General features: G+C 42.1%; 17 protein-coding genes. 3 read left to right on the top strand and 14 right to left on the bottom strand.

Annotation, left to right across the window (positions count from 1 at the left end):
• Nucleotides 1–9: 9 nt before the first annotated feature.
• Nucleotides 10–1,056 carry a hypothetical protein gene (locus tag H6F63_RS13530; protein WP_190638086.1) on the top strand — a complete coding sequence of 349 codons (1,047 nt, stop codon included), beginning with the start codon at nt 10–12 and terminating at the stop codon, nt 1,054–1,056.
• Nucleotides 1,034–1,600: a hypothetical protein gene (locus H6F63_RS13525; protein ID WP_190638085.1), complete on the top strand. Its 567-nt coding sequence runs from the start codon at nt 1,034–1,036 to the stop codon at nt 1,598–1,600. The genes H6F63_RS13530 and H6F63_RS13525 overlap by 23 nt, the downstream gene beginning before the upstream one ends.
• Here the strand turns inward: H6F63_RS13525 and H6F63_RS13520 are convergent.
• The 14 genes from H6F63_RS13520 to H6F63_RS13455 form a co-directional block, all read right to left on the bottom strand.
• On the bottom strand, nt 1,567–2,175 hold the full coding sequence (locus H6F63_RS13520) for a YdcF family protein (protein WP_190638083.1): 609 nt from the start codon (nt 2,173–2,175) through the stop codon (nt 1,567–1,569). The two genes, H6F63_RS13525 and H6F63_RS13520, sit on opposite strands and share 34 nt — an antisense overlap.
• Before the next feature lie 15 nt (nt 2,176–2,190).
• On the bottom strand, nt 2,191–3,039 hold the full coding sequence (locus H6F63_RS13515; RefSeq protein ID WP_190638082.1) for a glycosyltransferase family 2 protein: 849 nt from the start codon (nt 3,037–3,039) through the stop codon (nt 2,191–2,193).
• Nucleotides 3,040–3,150: 111 nt separating this feature from the next.
• Nucleotides 3,151–3,954 carry an FkbM family methyltransferase gene (locus tag H6F63_RS13510; RefSeq protein WP_190638080.1) on the bottom strand — a complete coding sequence of 268 codons (804 nt, stop codon included), beginning with the start codon at nt 3,952–3,954 and terminating at the stop codon, nt 3,151–3,153.
• A gap of 49 nt (nt 3,955–4,003) precedes the next feature.
• On the bottom strand, nt 4,004–5,107 hold the full coding sequence (locus H6F63_RS13505) for a radical SAM protein (RefSeq protein ID WP_190638078.1): 1,104 nt from the start codon (nt 5,105–5,107) through the stop codon (nt 4,004–4,006).
• 11 nt (nt 5,108–5,118) lie between these two features.
• Nucleotides 5,119–6,294, bottom strand: a complete 1,176-nt coding sequence (locus H6F63_RS31015) for a glycosyltransferase (RefSeq protein WP_190638076.1) — start codon at nt 6,292–6,294, stop codon at nt 5,119–5,121.
• Nucleotides 6,291–7,829, bottom strand: a complete 1,539-nt coding sequence (locus H6F63_RS13495; RefSeq protein WP_190638074.1) for a hypothetical protein — start codon at nt 7,827–7,829, stop codon at nt 6,291–6,293. The genes H6F63_RS31015 and H6F63_RS13495 overlap by 4 nt, the downstream gene beginning before the upstream one ends.
• A 119-nt stretch (nt 7,830–7,948) precedes the next feature.
• On the bottom strand, nt 7,949–9,415 hold the full coding sequence (locus H6F63_RS13490) for an oligosaccharide flippase family protein (RefSeq protein WP_190638073.1): 1,467 nt from the start codon (nt 9,413–9,415) through the stop codon (nt 7,949–7,951).
• A 9-nt stretch (nt 9,416–9,424) separates the two neighbouring features.
• Entirely contained in the window at nt 9,425–10,579 is a 1,155-nt protein-coding gene (locus tag H6F63_RS13485; protein ID WP_190638071.1) for a glycosyltransferase family 4 protein, read from the bottom strand.
• The gene (locus H6F63_RS13480) at nt 10,576–11,292 is read right to left on the bottom strand and encodes a class I SAM-dependent methyltransferase (RefSeq protein ID WP_190638069.1); all 717 of its coding nucleotides are present in this window, start codon (nt 11,290–11,292) and stop codon (nt 10,576–10,578) included. The genes H6F63_RS13485 and H6F63_RS13480 overlap by 4 nt, the downstream gene beginning before the upstream one ends.
• 49 nt (nt 11,293–11,341) lie before the next feature.
• The gene (locus H6F63_RS13475; RefSeq protein ID WP_190638067.1) at nt 11,342–12,049 is read right to left on the bottom strand and encodes a class I SAM-dependent methyltransferase; all 708 of its coding nucleotides are present in this window, start codon (nt 12,047–12,049) and stop codon (nt 11,342–11,344) included.
• A gap of 17 nt (nt 12,050–12,066) precedes the next feature.
• Entirely contained in the window at nt 12,067–13,005 is a 939-nt protein-coding gene (locus H6F63_RS13470; RefSeq protein WP_190638066.1) for a class I SAM-dependent methyltransferase, read from the bottom strand.
• A gap of 11 nt (nt 13,006–13,016) precedes the next feature.
• Nucleotides 13,017–13,991: a glycosyltransferase family 2 protein gene (locus H6F63_RS13465; protein WP_190638064.1), complete on the bottom strand. Its 975-nt coding sequence runs from the start codon at nt 13,989–13,991 to the stop codon at nt 13,017–13,019.
• An 83-nt stretch (nt 13,992–14,074) separates the two neighbouring features.
• A complete protein-coding gene (locus H6F63_RS13460; RefSeq protein WP_190638063.1) occupies nt 14,075–14,626 on the bottom strand; it encodes a hypothetical protein in 552 nt (183 codons plus the stop codon).
• 82 nt (nt 14,627–14,708) lie between these two features.
• Nucleotides 14,709–16,433 carry an S-layer homology domain-containing protein gene (locus tag H6F63_RS13455; protein ID WP_190638061.1) on the bottom strand — a complete coding sequence of 575 codons (1,725 nt, stop codon included), beginning with the start codon at nt 16,431–16,433 and terminating at the stop codon, nt 14,709–14,711.
• A 216-nt stretch (nt 16,434–16,649) separates the two neighbouring features.
• Here H6F63_RS13455 and H6F63_RS13450 point away from each other — a divergent pair, with 216 nt between their 5' ends.
• Entirely contained in the window at nt 16,650–18,140 is a 1,491-nt protein-coding gene (locus H6F63_RS13450) for an SLBB domain-containing protein (protein ID WP_190638059.1), read from the top strand.
• Nucleotides 18,141–18,509 lie beyond the last annotated feature (369 nt).

Below are 18,509 nucleotides of genomic sequence, written 5' to 3'. Positions count from 1 at the left end.
TTTTAAAATATGAACTTAGTAATTTTCATACTTACTAGCTTTATTGTCATTTCCATACCTTTTGGATTATGGATTTTCAAACGATTATCCAATTGGAAATTGTTAGATAGATGTGTTGCGGCTTTTACTCCAATATTATTCACCATACTTGGGGGCTTAATTCTCAACTCCATACTGTCACAGCCTTTTTGGGATTGGAATGCTAGCCGTCTCACCCCAAGCTTTGCAATAATTCACGGATACAAATTATATTATGAAGCCGACAATGGCCCTGTACTAAGTACGGTATATAATCCTTTAACAGCCTTTGCCTACTTACCTGCTACCCTGGCAAATTCTCCAACTTGGGCAGTTATTTCAGCAGTATTTATTAGTAGTTGTTTTTTCTTCTTGCCTATACTTTGGCTACATCTGGGCGAAAATATTAAAACTCCTAAAAGTTTAGTTTACTCACTTTGCTGTTTTATTATTTTTTGTTTCTTTACCTTCGCATTGCCATCCTTGAGTTACTCAGCTTTCACAGTCCATGCAGATGCGCCTGCACTAGGTCTTAGCGCTGCGGCTTGTGCCGTTCTCTACTATCGCCAGCCCAAAAATAGTAATCTAAGTTTGCTGCTATCTTCTCTATTGGCAGTTTTAGCAGTTGGCACAAAACAGACTGTTGTCCCGCTTCCATTTGCCTTGGCAACTTATATTTTGCTTGTTGATGGTCGTCATAGTTTCAAACTTTATGTTATTTATCTAGGTGTTTTTGGGGCATTGTTAGCAACAATATTCTTGGTTATTTTTCAACCAAAGCCTTTATTGTTCAATATAATTACAATCCCTAAAAAATATTCTTGGAAAGAAAATATTATAGTTGCTATATCAAGATTGCGGTTTGGACTAATAAAGGAGTGGATATTACCTGGAGCTGTAATATTAGTTTTAACCTACAATCAAAAAATATTGCAAATAAACAATTTTAGTGATATTAAACGTTACTTAAGTGATAATCGCTGGTCAATGTTACTGATTGTCTGCTTATACATGAATGCCACTTTCGGTGCTACATAGAGCTAAGTTGGGGGGAGATGTTAATGCTTATAGCCTTACAACTTACTTTCTCTGTGCTGCTAGTAGCTTGATGTTACTGAAGTCAGTTGTAGGTGCAGATACTAAAAAGTTGCAACAATTTTCAAAATTATTAGTTGCAGCACTATGCCTAGCATTTATTTTCACTAAATCTTTTAATATTAAAAATCTTGATTATCAATTTAGTAATTTATTAAATAATCCGCAAGAAGTAGCATATAATTTTTCAAAAAAACACCCAGGAGAAGGTTATTTTCCCTGGAACCCATTATCAACTCTGATGGCAGAGGGGAAGCTTTATCATTTCGCGTTTGGATTGTTGGATAGAGAACGAGCTGGATTTAAAGTAAACGAGGAACATTTTCGGCGTTATATTCCTGATCAAATTAAGTTAATAGCTTTTCCAAAAAGTGCACAGGATAAAGATACGTTGAAGTATTTACCTGAATTTTCGCAGCAAATTATTGTTGACGAATTGCCTGGATGGAATGTTTATACTAGAGAGCGATCGCTTGCCAATAAATGAATTAAAGTTCTCGCGCTAGCACCAGTGCGACCTGTAAACAGCCAAAGAATAGCACGACCAAAATCCCGGAGGATGTGCAACCAAGTTTCGGGGGGATTTTTGGTGGGAATAGAGACAGGTGTGAACGCAATACCTTGACTACCAAAAACGATGGTAGCGATCGCAATGGCGCGACGCATATGAAAATCGGAAGTAACCAGATAAACGTGTTGAATATTTCGACTTTTGAAATCAGCAACTAAAGAGGTAAAGTTAGTCACAGTATCAACTGCACGGCGGTCGAGATTTACGCGCTCATCGGAAATTCCGGCTTCTCGAAAAATTTTGCTAGCTATATCTGGACGAGTGCCGGAACTCACCCAGATTTCCAGTGTAGGATGGTTTTGGGCAAATTGAGCGGTGAATTTTTCTCGATTTGGCCCGCCGCCGAGGGTAAAGATAGCTTGAGGTATGGGTGTTTGAGAGAAAGCGATCGCTATTCGCACCGGAATAATCCCAATTAGCAGTACGATAAAAGCAGAAATTGCTAAATACAAAAACCGATATTTTTTGCGCTTGTGATGAAAAACATTCATCAATATACTCAAGAGTTAGGCGCTGGACACTTCTTTTTTTTGTAACTCATAAATTTTGGCATCGACTAGGAAGCGATACCAAAAACCTTGTAAAAAATGAAAGATCAAACCTTCCAAACCGTCTAGAAAACCTAAGCCAATAATGTAGCGCATTAGAAAGTAGAGGAAGGCACGCAAGAAAAGTGGCGATCGCGTGTAGAGGTTTTTCTTGATCCAGCGCCGCCCAATAGCTTGAGAATATTGACTGCTTTTTAACAAATCGTCTTCTGTTTCTGTTACCAAGCTCACCATATCTTTCACTTCTCGATCTGCATAGCGGTTGTGCTTGTCTATCCAGAAGCTCAAGCCTTTTTTGTTTTCGTCAATGATATCGTGCTGAAATTTGGCAATTTTTCCCTGTTTAAGAACAATATGTTCATCCATCCATCGCTGTTCGCAAATGCCAAAATCTGTGCGCCAAATTCGCAGCAGCCAAGTTGGATAATAACCACCATGACGTATCCAACGCCCCATGAAAAACACGCGGCGTTTCACTTGATATCCGGTGATTTTCTCATCTGTATAAGGTAAGATTTGTTTTAATTCTTCAACTAATTCTGGTGTTAGGCGCTCATCAGCATCAAGGCGCATAATCCAGGGAGTTTTAATGGGTAGATTCTGTAAAGCCCAGTTGATTTGAGCTGCATGATTCTCGAAAGGATGCTCGAAGACTTGACAACCGGATTGTTTAGCGATTTCCACTGTGCGATCGCTACTTCCAGAATCAACCACAAAAACTTCTGCACCGAGCTTTTCTAAACTAGCTAAACAATGTGGTAGATTTGCCTGTTCATTTTTCGTGAGAACAATTAACGAAAGCAACATTACCCTGGTTACTGAATTGGTAGATGAAAACAGAAAAAAATAGAATTTTATTATCTTTCTAGGCATTCTCCGGGCTTACGCTAGGGAACGAGAAACTGGAGAGAATTTAATTCATTTGTAAGCAACCAGATGAGAATAATCTAACCAAAATGTACGAGTAAACCCACATTCTTGAAGATAACGTTCAATTCTAGCGGGAGCTTCAGGCATTCCCCGCGATTCCAGCACAGAAAAATGAATTTCACAAACTACAGTTTTACAATCTGGATGCCGTAAAGTTTCATGTAATCCCGCTAAAACTTCCTCTTCTGCACCCTCCACATCTACTTTAATAGCTGTGGGTACATTAATTTGTTCTTGTTTGCGAAGTTCATCGCCAGGAATTACATCTACATCTACGGTTGTAGTTGTGCTAACTTCATTTTCAGGGATGACAAGACTATGGGTACCGGAACTGGCGTGCTGAGAAACGCTTAATTTTAGACGAGCGCGATCGCGTCCTAATGCTATCGGAAAAATTCGCACATTTGATAGATTATTAACAGTTACATTTTGCTGCAATCTATTGCCAGCTCTCTCCTCTGGTTCAAAGGCAAAAACTCTCCCACTTTCACCCACAGCTTTTGCTAAGAGTACGCTGTACAAGCCAATATTAGCTCCTACATCCCAGTAAGAATCGCCACTGGTAACGCGGTTTAACAGAGTTTCGATAATGCGATAATCCTCCTGAAATGAGAGGACACGAGAATATTCTATCATATCAGCAACCAGCAAATTGGCTGTATGTTTTCCTACTTTAACTTCTACTTTTTCTGGCTGTTTTCTTTGATATTCAACGTTACGCAACTGGCTTTTTATCGTTCGCGGCAAAACAAGCAACTTTGTTAAACCTAGATGACGCAGCCAAGAACGCATTGGACTTAGATAAAGTATTTTCAAAACCCTAATCTCCCTACAACTGTAATCAATAATGAAGACGTTCGTGATAACTAGAGTCAAGTTTTTCTCCTTTGACTCTAGCTTCATTTTCAGAACCAAACCGTCTTCCTTTGGAACTGCGATAAAAATCTAAATTTCGGTAAGCTGTGCAAGCAGAACAGGTGGGATTAAGATTACCATCTTTTTCAAACTGGTCAATTAATTTCTGGCGTTGGTATCCTGTCCAGATTTCTCTTAAAGATTCATTCATAATGTTACCAATACTTAAATCTTCAATAGCATCCATCGCAGCTGCACAGTAGCAAGCCATCACCACGCCTTCAGGCAAAACTATAGGGCCGTCATACAGATTTTTGCACGGTTGTGTTTTTTTGTCGGCCGCAACTTGCCGCATTTTCATAGTGCCAAGCAAGTCGGATTCTTTGATTTTGCCGCCAAAATCGTAGAAAGACCAGGTAAAGTCAATTTCGGGTTTATACTTTAAGATAGGTTGAAAGTCAGGATCTTTCATCACTTCTACTAAAGGGCGATCGCTTCTGAGTCCGATGGTAATATCTAGTGGTATCCCTAGTCTTTCACGAGTCTCCAGCAAAGCTAGAACGTTGTCTCGCATTCGCTGATAACTATTATTACGATATACCCGTTGATACATTTCCTCTTGAAAGCCAGCGGTACTAATAAAAATTCCATTGATGCCGCTTCGTACTACTTCTTCTATGCCAAATCTATCTAGTAAAATTCCGTTGGTAATCAGGCGAACATCCCTGATTTTCGGTTCTTTTCTAAATGTATATACTCGGTTTAGGAAGTTGGGATCTAGTAGGGAATCTCCCACAATAGGCGTGAGGAAAATATCACCACCTCCTAGATCAATATAATCTGCAAGTGCTTTATTAAAGACTTGCTCTGACATAATTGATTTAGCCCTTTCTTGGTACTGATACCCACAAAAAACGCATTTAGCATTACAGATATTTGTGAGTTCAAAGTTTAAGGATGGAGGACGGGTGTCAAGTTGTAACAGGGTTTTTTCTAAATCATAGAAATGACCGATAAATTCATCAATTTTATAATTAATGATTTTTGATATTTTTTTTAATTGAATTAGATTAAAGGGATTCATTTTCATAAATTTAGCTGTTATTTAGGTAGAATAATGTCAGTATAAATTTCAACCATTTTCGTAGCGATACGTTCCCAAGTATACTGCTCGGCAATCAATTTACGAGCGCGATCGCCCATTTTTTTAGCTTGTTGAGGGCAATTGAGGAAATCTTGCACAAACAGCGCGATCGCTTCCACATCCAGTTCTGCTACATAACCAAGTTGATACTGTTTTACTACAGAAGCGAGAGCCACGCCAGAGGTTGCGAGAACTGGCTTCCCCGCCGCCATTGCTTCTAAAACCGCAATGCCAAAGTTTTCCGAGTAGGAAGTCAGGGCAAATAAATCCGCGCCTTGCAGCAACAAGTCTTTCATTTCACCAGACACGAAGCCAGCGCGATAAGTGCGATCGCGAATTCCCGCCGAAACTAAAAGGGTATCAATTGTATCCTCGTACTCAGGAGAACCACTCCCCGCTACTACGAAAGTAAAGCGACGATTTGCCACTTTTCCCAATGCAGGAATTAGATAATCCAAACCTTTTTTCGGATGCAAGCGAGATAAAAATAAGATGACTGGTTCATCTTCCGGAACCTTCAGCAGTTGCCGCAATTTATAACCAGCTTCCGGTATTGGAGGAGGTACAAATAAGCCATTTCTTAAAACAAAACTGGGTGACTTAAGATTTAGTTTAGAGGTTTCTTCTTGCTCTTGTTCAGATGTAAAGTGAACAGCCCGGCTACAGTTTAAATTAGCACGTTGAATTAATGTTATATAAATTTGTTTTTTAAAAGTCCTTTGTTGTAAAGCCCATTCACCGAGTTGTCCCTGTGGTCGTATAATATAAGGAATGTTTTTGATTCGTGCGATCTCCATCGCTAACGTAGACACATAAGAAAACATTCCATAGACGTGTATAATATTGTACTCAGCTATATGTCGCCATAGCCAAGTTGTTAGTTGACTGGAAAAAACGAAGCCTCGCACTGAATCAATGGGTGGCGAAAAGCGAGGAAAAAACCAAACAGGAACTTGCTCGTATTCTATACACTTCTGCAATGGGACATCCAGCAAATCGGAGCCATTGTCGTTAGTCGTAACAATCTCAGCCTTTACACCTTGCTCTTGTAAGGCTTTTGTCATTTCTAAGATTGCCCGACTTGCTCCACCATGCACGGGAGCAATTGAAGGTATAACGTGGAGAACTTTCACTGTGTTTTTTTCTGAGTTATGGAAAGTAAAAAGTAAAAGATAGCGCCTATAATTGTATACCGAATACCATTTGCCAAACTTGTAAATAATGGGAGATCGAGAAATAGAAACTGCGTAGCAATTGGTAAATAGATGACCAAGCCGAAGAAGAACAAATTATTCTTTTTGCCTTCCTCGGGAGAGCCATATATTGCTCCTAGTATAAAACCTATAGACAGAGCAAAAACTGCACAGGCAATTAATCCCCCATAATATCCAAAGTTATAGTACCATTCGGCAGCTTGACTGATGGCAATTCCTATGTATGCATCTTCACCTGTCCTATCAAAAAATACAGTAGTAAAATGAACTACATTTCTAGTAAGTTCGTTTCTTTCAGGCCAAAGAAAGGAAGGAACTAAATTATAAAAACCAGCCATTACTGTTGCTCCTCCCGCTGGTTGTAGGTGATTCATCGCAATATCTATTGAGCGAGCAGCTGTGCGAAAACCATCTGTTCTTTTAGACAAAGAGGTAATCGACAAAGCCAAATAGTCTCCTATAGAAAAATAGTTGCTTTTAATAGTATCAACCATAGTTTTTCCCACAAAAGATAATGCATCAAAAAGATTTAGTGAACGTAGGTAACGCACATCCATATAGCGAACAATTAATGTTAGAGGTGCAAATACCAGAGCAGTTCCGGTCGTCAGCAAAATGATTTGAAAGAAAGATATTGCTTGGCTTATCCGTAAAACTAATAATAGGTTGAGAGTTACTAAAAGCAGTGATTGCTTGGATGATGATAAAAAGGCAACTAAATACTGTTCGCTAAACATTAATAGTGCTATGCTAAGACGAGCAAAGGTACGGTAACGAGGTGAGTAAGCTAGGATTAAGCAGTACATTTCTGCGACAAAAGTTATAAGAATCGCTGGATAATTAAGCAATGCCCACCAAGCTGGAATTTTATTAAATACACCTGTCTCAAAAATATAAGCCCCACTAAATACTTGAAAGGAACGAATAGGAATTACTAGGAATAGGTATAGAGAAAATAACCATTTAAAGTAAGAAGAAGAAATATTTAAAGGCCACCCTATCTTCCCCAAACTTTTTTGGCTTATTTTTACTCCTATATCAAACGCAACTAAAGTTACCAGGGTAAATAAAAATAGGTAAGTTGCAGTATATTTAGCTATTTCTGCATTTCTAACAAATATTAGAGTAAATTTTTTGTCTGGTCCATAACTTCCACTAGATGCAAATAAAATCGTAGGCAAGCCATAATAAACAAAAATGATTGCTCTATAAAGTAATTGGGGTTTAAAAATATCTATTGATTGCAGAGGAGAACGCAGAAAAGCCCAACTACAGAGAATACATATTCCCAGCCCATCGGCAAAAATTAACCAGCGATCGCCACTGGGAATAGAGCTAGGAAAGAAAACTATACAGAGCAGAGTTATTGCTACCAATACAAACGGCAATATCAATAGATGATATTTTTTTGCCTGCCGAGAAAGTAGAAGTGAGCGAGAGGATTGAAGTGGCATATAAAATCGCTTGAGTTTAAACTAAATTGCAACTAGCTTTATGGCAAACCAAGCACCAATAGGATTTGGCTGTTTCGTTCAATGCAAAATTATAGACTTCTGGTTGGCTTGAGCATCGCTTATTTACAAACTCTACCCCACACCTGTTGCTTTTCGTTTGAGCTAAAAATTGACCAGGTACCTAAACCGGCAATTGTCAACGATAGCAACAATGCCACTAACCAGCTAACCAAAATTGGTAAATTAAACTGTTCCACCTCATAAGTTGATCCAACACTCGCTAGACTCCACAAGCACAGCATACCAATTTGCTGCTTTAATGGTGCTTCGAGTTGTGACCACAGGGTAGTAACCATCACAATTAGTTGTAGGATACTACCTAAGAGCAAACCAAAAATAAAAGCCATGCCTTTCCACTGCGGTAGCAACCAAAATGTGAGGCTGATGAAGACGATTTTTTGGAGTAATGCTCCTACAGCGATCGCTCTCGTGTGACCGGCACTCAGGCTATAAAGATTAAAGCTTTCTACAACTACAGTCAGTGCTGCCCACCAACTCAAACCGATTACGAGCGGTAAAGCAGCTTCATAGGCACTACCAAACAACAGGTTAATTACGCTTGCACTCGTGACACTCAAGAACGTAACTAGCGACAAAGCAAGTATCCAGCTACTCCGCAAATGAATTGAACGCAACCGTTGAAAATCTTCTCCTTCACTGCTGTAGGCTTCCGAAAGAACGGAGATGGCAACAGGGGCGATCGCTCCCGGCAAAAAGCTCACGATTTGGCTCAGAGACTGTCCGATCCTGATCTGCCCCAGGGTTTCCAATCCCGCTACTCGCCCGACTTCCCCCATCATCGGCAGAAATACTAACCCAATTAAAGCGTTTCCAGCATAGAAGGGAATGCCAAATTGCATAATCTGATAACTTTCTTGCCAGAACCCCTCTAACCTCAGCAAAATATGATGTCGCTGGGTACTGCGGCGAAAGTAGACAAATGCGACTCCGGCTTGCAACAAAGATGCTACAATTAGCCCCAGAAATGCACCCGATAAACCATAGCACCATGCCAACAACGGTGACAACAGCAATCGCCCCAAACTGCCAGTAGATGTTGCTAGCGAATGGGCTTTAAAGTTGTGGAGACTCAACAGCCCAGTCATCGCTACACAACTAATTCCTTCTATAAACAGATTAACGGCAGCATAACTAAACCAGGCTACTGCCTCTGGATTACCTAGCCAATATGTTGCCAAAGGTTCGCGTGCTATCCAGACCACCGCTGTTAAAGCTGCAAAACTTAGCCCAATCAAGGTGCTACCTACTCCAAGTAGACGTCCAGTTGCAGCTGGATCGGTACTGTAGAGGTGCGCTCCATTGCGGTGCATAGCGGCATCAATTCCCAAGCGTCCTAATATATTGCCGCTTTGGACTAGAGAGAACACCAAGCTGTAGATTCCTAGATGTTTAGGCCCCAGCAGTCGAGCTATCGGAACTAGCACCAGCACACCCGATAGGCGCATTACTATGCTGGCAACACTGAGGAGTAAACCTCCTTTGAGGAATTTAGTAACGCTTGACAAGAACCTTACCTATTTTGCAGCCAAGGCAGTAGAGTAAGCAGCAATCATTTTTTCACCGTAGTCATTCCAAGATAAAGAGTTTCGGGCTTGTTTTAAGGCATTATCGCCCATATGCGATCGCCGAGCGGGATTTTCATAAAAAAACAAAATTTTCTCCTTGAGCGCTTCTACATCCCGAATCGGTATGCAAAAACCATCTACACCGTCTCTAACTATATCCTCACCGCCTGTATTAGTCGTATGAATTACAGGCAAACCACAAGCCATCGCTTGAGCAATCACCATCCCAAATCCATCTTCAATTGAAGCCAAACAAAACACGGAGCATTGAGAGTAAAACCAGTGTAATTGACTTTGAGGATATTTGCCTTTGAGGATAATGCGCTGGTTCTCATACTTAGCTAAAATTGGCTTCATTTCTGGAGCCAGCGAACCCACCAGCCACAACTCTGCATCTGGTAACTTCAATTCACAAAAAGCTTTCACCAAATACTGCACGCCTTTACGCAGTATAATCCCACCGCAGTGTATTACTCGAAATATATTATCTAGCTTTGGCACTGGATAAAACTCTGTCAATGAAGTACCGTAAGGAACATAAATTAGCTTTTTTTCGGATATGCCTCGCTTTACAAATGTGCGCTTGGAAAATAAGCTAGGAACTGCAATCCGATCTGCCTCCGCGTATTCTTGTAACTCACGCTCGTACATCTCGGCATAGGGAAGATTAAAATTTAGTCCCCAGCGTTCATATTCTTCTTGCAGAATTTGCGTTTGGTACTGCCTGTGACTACTACCGTGATCGACTACAGTTAAGGCTCCTAATTCCTTGGCTTTGCGTAAAGAGTAAAGACACAAACTTGACCATCCCACAAATACATCAGAACCAGATGATATATAATCTTGGGCAGCTCGATCAAAGCGATCGCGGAACAAAAACGGCAGATTATTAGTACCCCTCAGCCAGATAGGTACTCGCCGCCAAGCCCGAATTAATGCTTCCAGATGCCAGATAGAACGAATTAGCTCATGCTCAATACCATACCTGTTAATTATAAAAGTTGGATAGGTAGAAATTAGCGCCTTTAGACATTGCTTTTGCTGCAATTGCTGCGCCAAGTTAAAAGCATGAAAACGCCCAAATACAGAGATAGTGACTTTCATTGCTTAAAGCCACAAAGTAATATTTGAGGAGCAAAAAGCAATGGCGATACTGCTGAACCATAACTTGCTCGTGTAGGTATAGCAAAAACATTTGAACAGGCTGTTTCTACCTGTTTTAAATTATCAAAAACACTATAGGAATAGTAAACTCCATCTCCTTCTGAATAATTCCATCTTTTCCCTCCATTTGCTACCCACCGAAACAGCCACCAAAGTCCTGTTTTATAGAGCATTAACTTGAATAAGCGAGACAACAAGCTACCTTGTCCAAAACGATTGCTATCGCTGATAAAAATCGCCTTACGCGCTACTCGTAACATTTCCGCCACAACACAATCTGGCTTGGCGACGTGGTGTAGCATAGCAAACTCTGTCACGATATCAAATGAGTTATCAGCAAATGGTAGTTTATAGCTGCTACAACAAACTAAATCTTCCGGCGGTATACAATGTTTATCAGTAGCCACTTGCAATAAATCAGCAGAAACATCATTACCCATCACTTTCGCTTGTGGAAAATAAGATTTCAGATAGGCAACATTTCTCCCTGTACCACAGCCAGTATCTAAAATGCTAGTTACTTCTAGTTCAGAGCAAAACAAGCTAATAAACTTGCAGGCAATAAGATGTTCATCTTCCTCTTGGAAGTGTATTTTCTCATAATCAGAAGCAATATTTTGATAGTATTGCCTTTGTAATTCCTGAGCATCCATAAGAATAATCTTTGTATATTACGTCAAAAATAAATGAGCTTTATTCTTTTTATCCAGCTACTTTCTGACACAAAATTTGTAAATCACTGCACAATAACCCTGGCAATAGACGCTTCAATTTCCCTAATTTACCACTTCCTTGCACCTGTAAGACTTGATAATTTCCAAACTCACTTAGTAACCAAGTTAGACGATCCAAGGTGAAGTAGTGAATGTGTCCGCCATCCCATTCTCGCATTTCCCAACATTTGACTGTAGATGTAACTGGCAATTTACCGAGCAGCAGTCCTATGCGATGTTTAATAAAAGCAATATTGGGAACATTAATTACTAAATATCCTTTTGCTTTCGTTACTCTAGCAATTTCCTCGATTACAGTAAAAGGATCGAATACGTGTTCTAGAACCATTAAGATAGTTACAGCATCAAACATTTCATCCGGAAAGGGGAGAGATGCGGAATTGAGATTGTGCTGATAGGTGCTAAATTTCTCTTGCAAAAGTTTCCAGGTTGGATAAGCTACGATATCTATTCCAAAACCTTTGTTAAATAGATTTTGCAAAGTTACTAAATTGCTCAGATTCCCACAACCAACATCAAAGAAACTATCAAAAGGTGCATAAGGTGCCAGCATTTCATAAGCTAGTTGAATCCTGGTTTTGCTCCCCCATGTTCCTGAAAAAGCTATCGGCTCAGGTATCGAAGCATTTTCACCATACTCAATTGCATACTTTTCGTAAAATTTGATCGGCTCCATACAGTTTTGTGTTAATTTTAATGTTTTCCTAAAATAATCAGATGTCCTCTAATTAAAAAATCATCGGCTGTTAAATGGGGAAACTTAAAAATTAGTTGTTTAAATAGAGGGGTAGAACGCAAGGAATTAGCTTTAACATGAAAGTCAACTATAACTGATTTGCTCCGGAAACCTACTTGATTATAAAGGTCAAAATATTCACGGCTCGAAAGTTTACTAAATAAATCTAACTCTATATATCGACCTCCATTTTGCAATTCAAAATCAGCATCTCGCAAATGGGTATAGTAATAATCTTTGTAGGCAACGGGATCGAGTAACAAATGGTTATATCCCTCCTCAATGTGATCGCGTCCCGAAAAGTGGTCTCCATTCCAACAGTACCACAGTGGTCCATAACTGGCATACATAACGCCTTGGCGACGCAGAAGGTTATACAGAGTTTTCAGTACATTTTCTAAGTCTCGGCAATGTTCAAACACCGCATCGCTGCAAATAATGTCAAACTCTCCCATATTTTTGGGATTGGGTTCCGCAATATCTGCTTGATGAAAACTTACTTTAGTTGGCAACCCAGCTTTATTAACATACGCTTGAACTTTTTGCCAGCAGCCCTCAAAATTATATAAATCTATCCCGACAATTTCTTTAGGTTTGAAGCGTAGATAAGAGCCAAAATCCCAAGCAGTTCCACAACCAATCACAAGTAGACGGGAATTTTGAATCTTAAGATATCGATCCACCCAATGACGCTTTGCTAATGTGGACATCCCTTTGGCGGGAAGTACCAAATTAATAGGATAAGGTTGTTGGGCAAATTTTTTTTTATACAGTATTTTATAAAAAGGGCGGCGAATTAGATTGTCAGCAGCATCTCGAATGCGATCACGTACAGATGTTCCCAGATTCGGATCGAAGCGAAAATCAACTGGTGAAAGATCGGTAGCATCGAGCATAATTCTTAAAATTATTGACTTATTTTCAGCAGTTGAGAAGGTCGCTTGAGCAGAATATCACGTAAGTTATACCCCTTGTCTCTATATATGCTTACAAAGTTTGCCAGATCCAACCATTCTTGATGCGATCGCAACCACTTGTCATACAGTTCATACTTAGCATAATTTCCTAAATCTTTCCATCCTTGATTAAAATGCAGCCATAACCGGATTATCTGGTAACAAAATGGTAGAACTGTGGCTACAACAACTAGCCGCCGAATCTGCTTAAGAATGCAACGAGGTATTAATTCTCCCAACGATTTGTCATAAACAAAGTGTAAGGTACGTAGAGAGGCTCGACCTCGCAATTGACTTTCAATAGTTTCTGCATCTTCTGGCATCACTGTGCTAACTTTATACTCAAAGTCAAAACAGATATTGGCTCCTATTCGCTGTAAATCAAAAACGAACTCAGTATCTTCCCCTGCGAGGATAGCCAGAGGATACCCAGTCGGAAAACCCTGCGTTTTGAAGAAAATTGAACGCCGGACAGAAAAGCCTTCTGTCCAAACTTTTCTTCGATAAACATGGGTTAAATAGAGAGCATAGCGATAACAGGGGTATGGATGCTGAGTGTTGGTAATTGTTAGACCAACTCCGAAGGCATCACAATCTTCGTCCTTGTATTTTTTTTGTAAATATTCACAAAAATTAGGTGGCAAGCTGACATCAGCATTTAAAATTACCACTACATCAGATGTGGAACGCTGTACGCCTACATTACGTGCAGAAGATCGCCCTAAAGCGCGATCGCGATGAATTAATTTTACCCGATCCCCAAAAGTATCAGCAACTAAGCGATCGGTTCCATCGGATGAGTCATCTACAACGATAACTTCCGCAAACGGAGAACTTTGATTAAAAATGGTTTTGAGCGTATTGACCAAATCTTGCCCTTCATTATAGGAGGGAATTACTATGCCAATACTTAGCTCTTGCGACATGATTAATTACGTGTCCAAGATGGGCTGAAAACTAATTAAGTTAATAGTTAAGAGTTACTAACTCCCAACTATTAACTCGCTTGTTAGGTACCTGAAGCATTAACTAAAGCTTCTAAAACTGCTCGGATAGTCAGCAATTCGTCTGGACGACCGTTCAAAAACTCGCCCCCACTGCCATTTATCAAAGCATTATAAGCGGCAATTGCTGCCCTCAACTCACCCGCATTGACCGTACCATTTGATGTTAGTCCTTGCAAGCTGGCAAGCAGATTTCTCACCAGTGCTGGATTGCTGCCTCCGGAAGCATTACCTAGAGTGGTTATAATCTGGTTAGCGTTAGTTGAAACATTTCCACTACCAGTCAATACACTCCCTAAGCTACTATTTGCTAGCTGAGAATTAATTGAGTCAGCTGCCCGATTAACAGCGTCGGAATTTCTAAATGATATTCTGCCAGATGCTCCGCCTCCACTGGGGATGAAAGCGCCGTTAACAATGTCGCTAGTCGTGGGAATTGGCCCAGTAATATCGGAAGCGTTGCCCACTTGAGCATGAGCTTTTGTGTTTGCCAACAAAAGAGAAAAGCCTACAGCCAAACTCAGACCAAGATGTAAAGAAAAACGTTTGAGAACCATACAATTTTTCCCAATTCTATAAATGAAATACCTACTACACATTGGCTAAGGAAAAACTTTTTTGCCTTTTGCCTTTTACCTTTTAGAAGGTGATGCCATAACCTACACCCAGAATAAACCTTCCTCCACCGCTACCAGCATTACCCGTCACATCGGCAACACCTGGGGTGATGATTAGGGGTATATTCGGGAATGGAGCGATAGAAGCACCCAAATTCAAATCTTGACCACTCCATTCTGCAATAAGAGAGATGGGTTGAGCCACCCGCACGCCGACGCTACCAAACGGATTCACAGAATCTCTGCCAGCCCTGATATCAGCCAGAGAACGGAAGCGACCGCCGCCCAAGCCCACAGAAGCGGTGACAGAAGGGGTAAAGCCGGATGTTGTCCGAGATGCTAGTGGGAAAACTTTACTGACGACACCATAAACGGTGCTGTAGCCGGGGTCGGGATTTCCAAAGGTATCGAAATTTTCAACTCCTACAGCAACTGCTAAGTCCTCGCCAAACAGACGGTGAACTTTGAAGCTAATGCCGCCATCCTCGAAGCTATCATCGCCGAACAGGTCATAAATTGAGACTGTGCCTTCTACACCAACGGCTTTTCTGGCATCACCAAGACCAATACCAGCTGCAATCACCCCATCATCTTTATATGTTCCACGGGTTCTTTCTTGGTAGCCTGCGCCGATATATGCCTGTCCCCGGTCAGCGCCGAAACCTGTGGGTGTACCAATACTGGAGTTACCGCCAATTAAGCGCCGTAGTTCTTCTACTATAGATGGTTCGGGAAGTCGATACTGCTGTCTGAGGGCTGCAACTTGTTCGGCGGTAAGTGGGGGTGTTGATGCTACTGGTGGTTCGTAGCCGACAATGTAACGAGTAGCTACGTTGGTTGCGGGTAGCGGCTGCAATTGCCCCGCGTTAACTAACGCCTGGTAGATAAATGCTGCTACGTCGGCACGAGTTGCTACCTGATTAGGATTAAGCAGAGCAACGTTGGGAAAATTGACAACAAGTTGATTTTCGGTGGCAGCTGCGATCGCAATCCGCGCATAGTCAGGTATGCTGGCAGCATCCTGATAAAAGGTGTTTAAAGCTACGTTTTCCGTCGGTTGCAGGTTAAGCCCACTCACCAATGAAACTAAAACTTGGACGCGAGGGATACTTTGATTGGGAAGGAAAACTCGATTAGGATACCCTTCCAAAAATCCAGTCCGGTATGCTTCCTGAATTGCCGTATAAGCCCAGAAATTCGGAGGTACATCCACAAAATCCACTGCTTGGCGAGTGGCAGTTGTTTGGAACGCCTTCCGGATCATGGCGGCGAACTGAGCGCGGGTAACGGGTTCATTCGGGCGGAAGGTGCCATCGGGAAAGCCGACGATAACTTCTCTGGCTGCCAGTTCTTCAATGAAAGCTTGCGCCCAGTTTCCCTGAACATCAGGGAAGCTGCTTACTGCTTGTGCCACTCGCGCTGGCGCTTTAATCACCGGGCGTTGCTGTACGCTCTTTCTCTGTCGCGCCGAATTGGATCTGGTGGCGGTTCCTCCAGCAGGCGGGTTCGTTGGTGGACGCAGAGCATCAGCCCCCATAATGGTTTCCATGAGTGCTTCCCCAGTGGCTCCGCTCCCTCTGCTTTGTGGGTTTGATGCCACTATCCTAGAATTGGCTGCCGGGGAAGCCCAACTGTTTACCGCGTAGATTCCCCCACTGCCCACAAAGAAACTCATTAAGATGGGTACTCTGTACCACAGCTTCCTGTTTATTTGATTTAAACGACCCCTACCCTTTGCTGGTGTCATGACCTTACCACTCCTCTACTTGCCGCAATTTCTATTGTCACCTCAAAGTTACACGACTTTGAGAAAATTACGGTTGTGATTCAACTATATATTGCAACTTTTTTGGGATTTTATCCGTCATAGGCGTGACTTTGTGTAACGAAACTCAATAGTTTTTGAATACATAGTGCTAACGTAAGCGCAAAAAAACAATCTGACACAAGCGGTAATTTTTCTATGACTGGTGCTAGTTTTCGTCGATTTCTGGTTCGACCGATTGCGGGTTTCTCTGTGGTAGCGATCGCTTCCACGAACGCTTCCCTTCCGGTAATGGCTCAACTTCCTAATTTCCAGCCGCCTCCCGCTCCGCGTACACAAAATGTTCCAAATGTCAATCGAGCGCCGACAGAAACAGCTTACACATTGGGAGGGGGCGATCGCATTCGTCTGGATATTTTTGACGTTCCCGAATACAGCGGCGAATATCAGGTTTTAGTCGATGGCACCCTCAACCTGCCAATCGTCGGCAGCGTAGAAGTTGAGGGACTGACAATCAGACAAGCAAGCGATAGAATTTCTAACCTTTATGCTCGCTTTGTCAGACGCCCCGTACTCACCGTGAGTCTGCTCTTGCCCCGTCCCGTCAAACTCAGCGTCGCCGGAGAAGTCACTCGTCCCGGTTCCTACACCGTTCCCCTAACTGAAGGTAGAACATTTCCCACAGTTACTCAGGCACTTCAGCTGGCTGGAGGCATTACCCAAGTAGCAAACGTCCGCTCAGTGCAGATCCGCCGCCGGGGCGCCCCTGGAAGGCAGCAACAGTTCAGCGTCGATCTTTTTGATTTACTCAGGAACGGCGACCTGAGTCAAGACATCTCTCTGCGAGATGGCGATACAATTTTTATCCCCACAACCACAACTCTCAATAGCGCCGAAAACCGTCTACTAGCTGATGCCACCTTTGCATCCCAGCCAAACGTACCGCTGAAAATTATTGTTGTCGGTGAAGTATTGCGTCCCGGCCCTTATACGGTTACGTCAGGAAACGTCGTTCAGAATCCCGCCGGAGTCACTGGCCCCAGCGCCCTTCCCGGTGGAGCTGGAAATGTTGTAGGCGATCGCCCCACAGTCACGCGGGCAATTCAACTCGCTGGCGGGATTACACCCTCAGCTGACATTCGCCGCGTCGAAATCCGCCGCCCTACCAGAACAGGTGCCGAACAGTTGATCGCCGTAGACCTCTGGCAACTATTACAAGGCGGGGATCTGGCTCAAGATGCAATTTTGCAAGAGGGAGATACTATTGCAATTCCCACAGCCACTAACATAGACCCAGCGGAAGCACCCCAAATAGCAGCAGCTAGTTTTTCTCCTAATCTCATTAGAGTGAATGTGGTTGGGGAAGTCGCCAGGCCTGGGTCTGTGGAGGTGCCACCCAACACCCCTTTAAATCAAGCGCTGCTGGCAGCTGGCGGGTTCAACAATCGCGCCCGCAAGAGCCGGGTTGATCTGATTCGCCTCAACCCCAACGGCACCGTCTCTAAACGGACGGTGGATATAAATTTGGCTCAGGGGATCAACGATCAAAGCAATCCCATTCTGCGGAATAACGATGTAGTTGTTGTAAACCGCTCCGGTCTTGCTAGTGTCTCAGATACTCTAGGCACGATTTTAAGTCCGGTTGGGAGTATTTTCACTTTCTTTAACTTTTTCAGGATCTTTCAGTAAAAACGTGAATTTACCCGAATTCACTTTTTTGATGCAATACATTTGATCCCCCCAATCCCCCTTAAAAAGGGCAGGGTGGTTTCATACAACCCTTAGAAAATATCGGAAATTGCGAGATTTTGTAGGGTCATGGCAATACCATGCCCCTACCACTAAACAAAATCAACGTTACAGAATTTTCTTTTAATAAATGAAACCACCCTGCAATCCCCCTTTTTAAGCGCAGGGCTGATTCATTGGTGAGAGAAAAAAGAGCATGAAGAAAATGGAGAGGTAGTCGTTGTCTACGTTAGTGTAATGAGCTTGATAGCGCATCTGCAACAAATTCGAGATTTCCGCACCCAACCCCGTTATCCGTTGTGGGTAGTA

This window comes from Trichocoleus sp. FACHB-40, from assembly GCF_014695915.1.
In the GTDB taxonomy this organism is placed as follows: Bacteria; Cyanobacteriota; Cyanobacteriia; order Cyanobacteriales; family FACHB-T130; genus Funiculus; species Funiculus sociatus.
Note: the sequence above shows the minus strand (reverse complement) of the source record. Positions and strands in the feature narration are given on the sequence as shown.

Excerpts from the sequence above, each read along its gene's own strand:
- H6F63_RS13530 (WP_190638086.1), top strand. The coding sequence starts at position 10 with ATGAACTTAGTAATTTTCATACTTACTAGCTTTATTGTCATTTCCATA.
- H6F63_RS13525 (WP_190638085.1), top strand. The coding sequence starts at position 1,034 with ATGCCACTTTCGGTGCTACATAGAGCTAAGTTGGGGGGAGATGTTAAT.
- H6F63_RS13520 (WP_190638083.1), bottom strand. The coding sequence starts at position 2,175 with ATGAATGTTTTTCATCACAAGCGCAAAAAATATCGGTTTTTGTATTTA.
- H6F63_RS13515 (WP_190638082.1), bottom strand. The coding sequence starts at position 3,039 with ATGTTGCTTTCGTTAATTGTTCTCACGAAAAATGAACAGGCAAATCTA.
- H6F63_RS13510 (WP_190638080.1), bottom strand. The coding sequence starts at position 3,954 with ATGCGTTCTTGGCTGCGTCATCTAGGTTTAACAAAGTTGCTTGTTTTG.
- H6F63_RS13505 (WP_190638078.1), bottom strand. The coding sequence starts at position 5,107 with ATGAAAATGAATCCCTTTAATCTAATTCAATTAAAAAAAATATCAAAA.
- H6F63_RS13495 (WP_190638074.1), bottom strand. The coding sequence starts at position 7,829 with ATGCCACTTCAATCCTCTCGCTCACTTCTACTTTCTCGGCAGGCAAAA.
- H6F63_RS13485 (WP_190638071.1), bottom strand. The coding sequence starts at position 10,579 with ATGAAAGTCACTATCTCTGTATTTGGGCGTTTTCATGCTTTTAACTTG.
- H6F63_RS13480 (WP_190638069.1), bottom strand. The coding sequence starts at position 11,292 with ATGGATGCTCAGGAATTACAAAGGCAATACTATCAAAATATTGCTTCT.
- H6F63_RS13475 (WP_190638067.1), bottom strand. The coding sequence starts at position 12,049 with ATGGAGCCGATCAAATTTTACGAAAAGTATGCAATTGAGTATGGTGAA.
- H6F63_RS13470 (WP_190638066.1), bottom strand. The coding sequence starts at position 13,005 with ATGCTCGATGCTACCGATCTTTCACCAGTTGATTTTCGCTTCGATCCG.
- H6F63_RS13465 (WP_190638064.1), bottom strand. The coding sequence starts at position 13,991 with ATGTCGCAAGAGCTAAGTATTGGCATAGTAATTCCCTCCTATAATGAA.
- H6F63_RS13460 (WP_190638063.1), bottom strand. The coding sequence starts at position 14,626 with ATGGTTCTCAAACGTTTTTCTTTACATCTTGGTCTGAGTTTGGCTGTA.
- H6F63_RS13455 (WP_190638061.1), bottom strand. The coding sequence starts at position 16,433 with ATGACACCAGCAAAGGGTAGGGGTCGTTTAAATCAAATAAACAGGAAG.
- H6F63_RS13450 (WP_190638059.1), top strand. The coding sequence starts at position 16,650 with ATGACTGGTGCTAGTTTTCGTCGATTTCTGGTTCGACCGATTGCGGGT.